The organism is Amycolatopsis sp. NPDC051061 (assembly GCF_040682935.1).
Classification (GTDB): Bacteria; Actinomycetota; Actinomycetes; order Mycobacteriales; family Pseudonocardiaceae; genus Amycolatopsis.
In genome coordinates, this window is the sequence record NZ_JBFBBZ010000015.1 from 24980 (window position 1) to 31582 (window position 6603).

General features: G+C 71.0%; 5 protein-coding genes. 4 read left to right on the forward strand and 1 reads right to left on the reverse strand.

Annotated elements, in window-relative coordinates:
- The first annotated feature begins 104 nt into the window (after positions 1-104).
- Genes AB0N03_RS21400 through AB0N03_RS21410 form a run of 3 tightly spaced genes read left to right on the forward strand, consistent with a single transcriptional unit; the run spans position 105 to position 3180 of the window.
- Positions 105-857 carry an SDR family oxidoreductase gene (locus AB0N03_RS21400; RefSeq protein WP_364374291.1) on the forward strand — a complete coding sequence of 251 codons (753 nt, stop codon included), beginning with the start codon at positions 105-107 and terminating at the stop codon, positions 855-857.
- Complete coding sequence (locus tag AB0N03_RS21405; protein WP_364374293.1) at positions 854-1636, forward strand: SDR family oxidoreductase; 783 nt, start codon at positions 854-856, stop codon at positions 1634-1636. The genes AB0N03_RS21400 and AB0N03_RS21405 overlap by 4 nt, the downstream gene beginning before the upstream one ends.
- Positions 1633-3180: a carboxyl transferase domain-containing protein gene (locus AB0N03_RS21410; RefSeq protein WP_364374296.1), complete on the forward strand. Its 1548-nt coding sequence runs from the start codon at positions 1633-1635 to the stop codon at positions 3178-3180. The genes AB0N03_RS21405 and AB0N03_RS21410 overlap by 4 nt, the downstream gene beginning before the upstream one ends.
- On the opposite strand, the gene AB0N03_RS21415 is transcribed toward AB0N03_RS21410, so the two are convergent.
- On the reverse strand, positions 3177-3692 hold the full coding sequence (locus tag AB0N03_RS21415) for a dihydrofolate reductase family protein (RefSeq protein WP_364374299.1): 516 nt from the start codon (positions 3690-3692) through the stop codon (positions 3177-3179). The genes AB0N03_RS21410 and AB0N03_RS21415 overlap by 4 nt on opposite strands.
- Positions 3693-3881: 189 nt before the next feature.
- Between AB0N03_RS21415 and AB0N03_RS21420 the strand changes: the two genes are divergently transcribed.
- The gene (locus tag AB0N03_RS21420; protein WP_364374302.1) at positions 3882-6545 is read left to right on the forward strand and encodes a lectin; all 2664 of its coding nucleotides are present in this window, start codon (positions 3882-3884) and stop codon (positions 6543-6545) included.
- The last annotated feature ends 58 nt before the right edge of the window (positions 6546-6603 follow it).

A 6603-nucleotide genomic window follows, 5' to 3' on the forward strand; every position in this document is an offset into this window, starting at 1 on the left:
GTGACGCGGGCCGGGTTGAGAGGATGGCCGCATCGCGCATAATGAGCACCTGACCGACCGCTTAGCATGTGCCGGGTACCACACCGCGAAGGAGACACACCGCTGTGAACTCGTTCAAGGATCGCGTCGCGATCGTCACCGGGGCCAGCCGGGGCATCGGCCTCGGGATCGCGAAGACGCTCGTCGAGCGCGGGGCCAAGGTGTGCATCACCGCGCGCAAGCCCGAGGCCCTCGAGGAAGCCGTCAACTCCCTCGGCGGACCGGACGTCGCCATGTTCGTGCCCGGCAAGTCCGACGACACCGACCACCAGGACGCCGCGATCGCGAAGACGATCGAGACCTTCGGCCGGCTCGACTACCTGGTCAACAACACCGGCATCAACCCCGTCTACGGGCCCACCCTCGACATCGACCCCGCCGCCGCGGCGAAGATCCTCGGCGTCAACGTCCTCGCGCCGCTCGGCTGGACCAAGCGCGCCCGCGACGCGTGGATGGGGGAGCACGGCGGTGCCGTCGTCAACGTCGCCTCCGTCGCCGGTCTCGGCGCGTCGCCCGGCATCGGCATGTACGGCGTCAGCAAGGCCGCGCTGATCCGGCTGACCGTCGAGCTCGGCGCCGAGCTGGGGCCGAAGATCCGCGTCAACGCCGTCGCGCCCGCCGTCGTCAAGACCAAGTTCGCCACCGCGCTCTACGAGGGCCGCGAAGAGGAGGTCTCGTCGGCCTACCCGATGAAGCGCCTCGGCGTGCCGGCCGACATCGCCGGCGCCGTCGCGTTCCTGCTGTCCGACGACGCGAGCTGGATCACCGGCCAGACGATGGTCCTCGACGGCGGCGTGACCCTGGGCGGTGGCCTGTGACCGGCGTCGTCGTCACCGGGGGCGGCGGGGGCATCGGTGCCGCGCTGGCCCGCCGCTTCGCCGCCGACGGAGCCCAGGTCGTCGTGGCCGACCTCGACGGCGACAAGGCCGCCGAAGTCGCCGCCGAGATCAAGGGGACGGCGTTCGCGGGTGACGTCGCGAGCGTCGACGGCGTCGCGAAGCTGATCTCGGCCGCGCGCGAGACTCTCGGCGAGATCGACGTCTTCTGCGCCAACGCGGGCATCGCGCCCTTCGGCGGTCCCGAAAGCCCCGAAGACGTCTGGGCGCGCACCTGGGAAGTCAACGTCATGGCGCACGTCCGCGCGGCGAACCAGCTGCTCCCGGCGTGGCTCGAGCGCGGCAAGGGGCACTTCATCGCGACGGTTTCCGCCGCCGGCCTGCTGACCAGCCTCGGCTCGGCGCCGTACTCGGTGACCAAGCACGGCGCCCTGGCGTTCGCCGAGTACCTGGCGGCGACCTACCAGCACCGCGGCATCACCGTGCAGGCCATCTGCCCGCAGGGGGTGCGCACGGCGATGCTCGAGAGCACCGGCACCGCGGGCCAGCTGCTCATGGCCGCGTCGGCGATCGAGCCCGAGCAGGTCGCGGACGCGCTGTTCACGGCCATCGACGAGAAGCGGTTCCTCGTGCTGCCGCACCCCGAGGTCGCGGACTACTACGCGGCCCGCGCGACGCAGACCGACCGCTGGCTCGGCGGGATGAACAAGCTGCAGCGCAAGGTCGAAGCGGCCATCGACGGGGCCACTGGAGCCGAATGAACTGGCAGCCGGAGGTCGACGAGATCGCGCGGCGGCGCGAGCTGGCCGAGCGCATGGGCGGGCCGGAGAAGGTGGCGCGCCAGCACGCCGCCGGGCGCTCGACGGTCCGCGAGCGGATCGCCGCCCTCGTCGATCCCGGCAGCTTCGACGAGATCGGGGCCCTCGCCGGCACGGCATCCTATGTGGACGGATCGCTGGCGTCGTTCACCCCGGCCAACTTCGTCATCGGGACCGCGAAGCTCGACGGCCGCCGAGTGGCCATCGGCGGCGACGACTTCACCGTCCGCGGTGGTGCCGCCGACGCCGCGATCATGGAGAAGCAGGTCCACGCCGAGCGCCTGGCCAACGAGCTGGGGCTGCCGATGGTGCGGCTGATCGAGGGCACCGGGGGCGGCGGCAGCGTCAAGATGCTGGAGCAGCACGGGTTCACCTACGTCCCGGTCAACCCGGGCTGGGACCTCGTGGTGGACAACCTCTCGACGGTCCCGGTGGTCGCGCTCTGCCTCGGCCCGGTCGCCGGGCTCGGCGCCGCGCGGGCGGTCATGTCGCACCTGAACGTCCTCGTCGAAGGGGCCGGGCAGCTGTTCGTCGCCGGGCCGCCGGTGGTGAAGCACGCGACGGGGGAGGACCTCACCAAGGAGGAGCTGGGCGGCGCCGACGTCCACCGGCGCAGCGGCGCGGTCGACCGGATCGTGGCGTCGGAGGCCGAAGCTTTCGCTTTGCTCAGGCAGTTCCTGTCGTACTTACCGTCCTCAGTGGACTCGCTGCCGCCGGTCGGGTCCACTTCGGACCCGGTGGACCGCCGCGACGAGGCCCTGCTGTCGCTGGTGCCGCGCAACCGGCGTCACCCCTACCGGTTGCGGCCCCTGCTCGACGGCGTCTTCGACGAAGGCTCGGTGTTCGACTACGCCGTGTCGGGTGGCTCGGCCTACGCGGGACTGGCGCGCCTGAACGGTCACCCAGTGGGTGTGCTGGCCACCGACCCGTACCGCGGCGCGACGCTGACGCCGGAAGGCGCCGACGTCATGACGCGGCTCGTCGACCTCTGCGAGACCTTCCACCTGCCGCTGGTGTCCCTGACCGACCAGGCGGGCATGGTGATCGGCGCGGCCGCCGAACGCGCGGGCGCGATCCGCCACGGCGCCCGCGCGGTGACCGCGGTCTACCAGGCGCGGGTGCCGATGGCCGAGGTGATCGTGCGGCGCGTGTTCGGCGTCGGCGGCGCGGGCCAGGTCAACCGGCACCGGCTGGTCCGCCGCTGGGCGTGGCCGTCCGGCGACTGGGGTTCCCTGCCGGTCGAGGGTGGCATCGAAGCGGCCTACCGCGCGGAACTCGACGCCGCCGACGACCGGGAGGCCCGGATCGAGGAGATCCGCGCCCGCTTGGACGCCGTGCGCTCGCCGTTCCGCACGGCGGAGCGGTTTTCGGTGGAGGACGTCATCGACCCGCGCGAGACCCGCGCCCGGCTGTGCGACTGGATCGGTGACGCCCACGCGGTGCTGCCAAAGCTGGTGGGCCGGCCGTCGTTCGGGCTGCGGCCCTAGCGGACCATCCGGTACCAGTTCGGCCGCAGGAGTTCGAGTCCGACGGGCTTTCCGCCCGGCTGGTCGAACATCCGGACCCCGTCGCCCAGCAGCACCGGGACGGGCATCGCGAGGATCTCGTCGAGCAGGCCGGCTTCCAGGCACTGCCGGGCGACGTCGGCGCCGAGGACGTTGACGTACTTCTCGCCGGCCGCCTCCTTCGCCGCGGCGACCGCGCCGACAAGGTTGTCGACGAACGTGACGCCCGGCGCCGGCGCCGCGGGGCGGTGGGTGAGCACGACCTGCGGGCCCTCCCAGCCGCCGCCGAAGGCCTTGCCCTCGCCTTCGGTGCCGCGGTGCGGGTCGTCGCCGCCGAACGTCCGGCGCCCGACGAGCAGCGAGCCGATCTCCGGGATCAGCTCGTCGACCACCGGGTCCGGGCCGAGGTACGGGGTCAGCCAGGACATGTCGCCGCCGGGGCCGGCGATGAAGCCGTCGACCGAGCAGCTGAAGCCGTAGAGCAGTTTCGCCACGATGTCTCCTTTGGGCCGGTTCGCGGACTTCAGTACTGACGACGGGGGCCGGGAAAAGTCATCGGCTTCACCCGGCCGTGTCCGGAACGCGACAGGATCACCACGGACCGTTGACAACGGTGTCAGCCCGCGAGGACCGTTCCGGAACGCAGTGGCTGAACTTGTGCTCAATGGCGAAGGACAAGTGACATGGCTTTGCGTACCCTCCTGCGGCTTTCCGCCGCCACCGTCCTGGCCCTGGCCGGACTGATCCCCGTACCCGCATCCGCGGCGCAGCTGGTCACCGACCCGGCGTCCCTGGTGAACCCCTTCATCGGCACTTCCAACGCCGCCGACGACTTCCCCGGCGCCGACGTCCCGTTCGGCATGGTCCAGTGGAGTCCCGACACGCCCAGCCGTCCCGACGGCGGCGGGTACGAGTACAAGGACTCGTCCATCACCGGGTTCAGCCTGACGCACCTGTCCGGCCCGGGCTGCGGCGCCGACGGCGACGTCCCGATCCTGCCGACGGTCGGCGCGGTGAACACCGGCGCGGCCGTGTCCTTCAGTCACAGCAACGAATCCGCGAGCCCCGGGGCCTACTCGGTGAACCTCGGCAACGGCGTGAACACCGAGCTGACCGCGGCGCTGCGGTCGGGGATCGGCCGGTTCACGTTCCCGTCGACGTCGCAGGCGAACCTGCAGTTCAAGCTCAACGGCAGCCAGAACGGCACCTCGAACCAGACGTGGACGGTCGTCAGTCCGACCGAAGTGTCCGGTTCGGTCACCTCCGGGCACTTCTGCGGCGCCGGATTCACCTACACGCTCTACTTCGACGTCGTCTTCGACCGCGCGTTCAGCAGCAGCGGCACCGCCGCGGCCACCGCGGTGACTCCCAAGGCTTCGCCGGGCAAGCTGCACGGCTCAGCGGCCGCCGAAGCCGCGCCGGCCGCGCCGGACGCCGGGCCGGGCAGCGCGTACGTCCGGTTCGACACGACCACCAACCGCACGGTGCAGGCCAAGGTCGGCATCTCCTACGTCTCGGTGGCCAACGCGGTCGCGAACCGCGCGGCCGACATCCCGGCGTTCGACTTCGCCGCGACCAAGCAGGCCGCGCACGACGGCTGGAACCAGCTGCTGGGCCGGATCCAGGTCGCCGGCGGCACCGCGGCGCAGCAGCGCGTCTTCTACACCGCGCTGTACCACTCGCTGGTGCACCCGAACGTGTTCTCCGATCGCAACGGCCAGTACATCGGGTTCGACAACCAGGTGCACACCGTCGCGAGTGGACACTCGGCGCACTACGCCAACTTCTCCGGCTGGGACATCTACCGCACGCAGGCGCAACTCTCGGCGTTGCTGGCACCGGCGCAAACGAGCGACATCGCGCAGTCGATGATCGCCGACTACGCCCAGGGCGGCGGGCTGCCCAAGTGGTCGCAGAACAACGGCGAAACCTACGTGATGGTCGGCGATCCCGGCACGGCGATCCTCGCGAGCTACTACGCCTTCGGGGCCCGGAACTTCGACACCACGGCGGCCTTGCAAGCGATGCTGCACGAAGCGAGCGTGCTGAACAACGTCCGGCCGGGCCTCAACGCGACGAACGCGCCGGGCTACCTGCCGGCCAACGGCACCTACCAGTGCTGCAACTTCTACGGCCCGGTCTCGACGCAGCTCGAATACGACACGGCGGACTTCGCGCTCTCGGCGTTCGCCGGGGCACTCGGGGACACGGCGAACCAGGCCTTCTACGCCGGCCGGGCGCAGAACTGGAAGAACACCTTCAACCCCGCCAGCGGCTTCATGCAGCCCAAGGACGCGGGCGGCGGCTGGACCGGCGGCTTCAACCCGGCGAGCGGCTCGAACTTCGTCGAAGGCACGTCGTGGCAGTACACCGGCATGGTGCCGTTCAACGTGGCCGGCCTCGCCGCCGCGCGCGGCGGCAACGCGTCGCTGATCAGCTACCTCGACAGCGTGCTGGCCGGCTTCCACGGCAGCGGCGGTTCGCAGGCCGACCTCGGCAACGAGCCGAGCCTGGAGCTGCCGTGGGAGTACGACTACGTCGGGCAGCCGTACAAGACGCAGAAGGTCGTGCGGCAGGTCCAGGACCAGATCTGGACCGACGCGCCGGGTGGGCTGGCCGGCAACGACGACCTCGGCGCGATGAGCGCGTGGTACGTGTTCTCCGCACTGGGCTTTTATCCGATGACGCCGGGGACGGCGGACCTCGCGTTGGGCAGCCCGCTGTTCACGCAGGCGGTGGTGACGCTCCCGAGCGGCAACACGCTGACGGTGAACGCGCCGGCGGCGGCGGACAACGCGCCGTACGTCCAAAGCGCTTCCTGGAACGGCTCGGCGTGGAACAACGCGTACGCGCCGACGTCGGCTCTCACGTCGGGCGGGACTCTCGCGTTCACTCTGGGGACGTCGGCGAACACGTCGTGGGCGGCGTCGAACCCGCCGCCGTCGTACGACGGGACGCTGCCGCACCTGGGTCCGCTGACCTCGGGGCTGGCGGGCAAGTGCGCGGACGTGGCGCAGAGCGGCACGGCGAACGGGACGCACGTGCAGCTGTACACGTGCAACTCGAGCGGCGCCCAGAAGTGGTTCTCGGCTTCCGACGGGTCGCTGCAGGCCCAGGGCGGCTGCCTGGACGTGAGCAACAGCGGCACGGCCAACGGCACGGTGGTCCAGCTGTGGCAGTGCAACTCCTCCGGCGCCCAGAAGTGGCAGGCGGGCACCGGCGGCTCGCTGGTGAACCCGCAGTCGGGCCGGTGCCTCGACGACCCGGGCAGCACGACGACCGACGGCACCCAACTGCAGATCTACGACTGCAACCAGAGCGCGGCCCAGAAGTGGACCCACGGCTGACGCCGTCGGGGGGGGGGGAACATGGGGTAAAAAAAGTTGACACACACACCCCACAAGC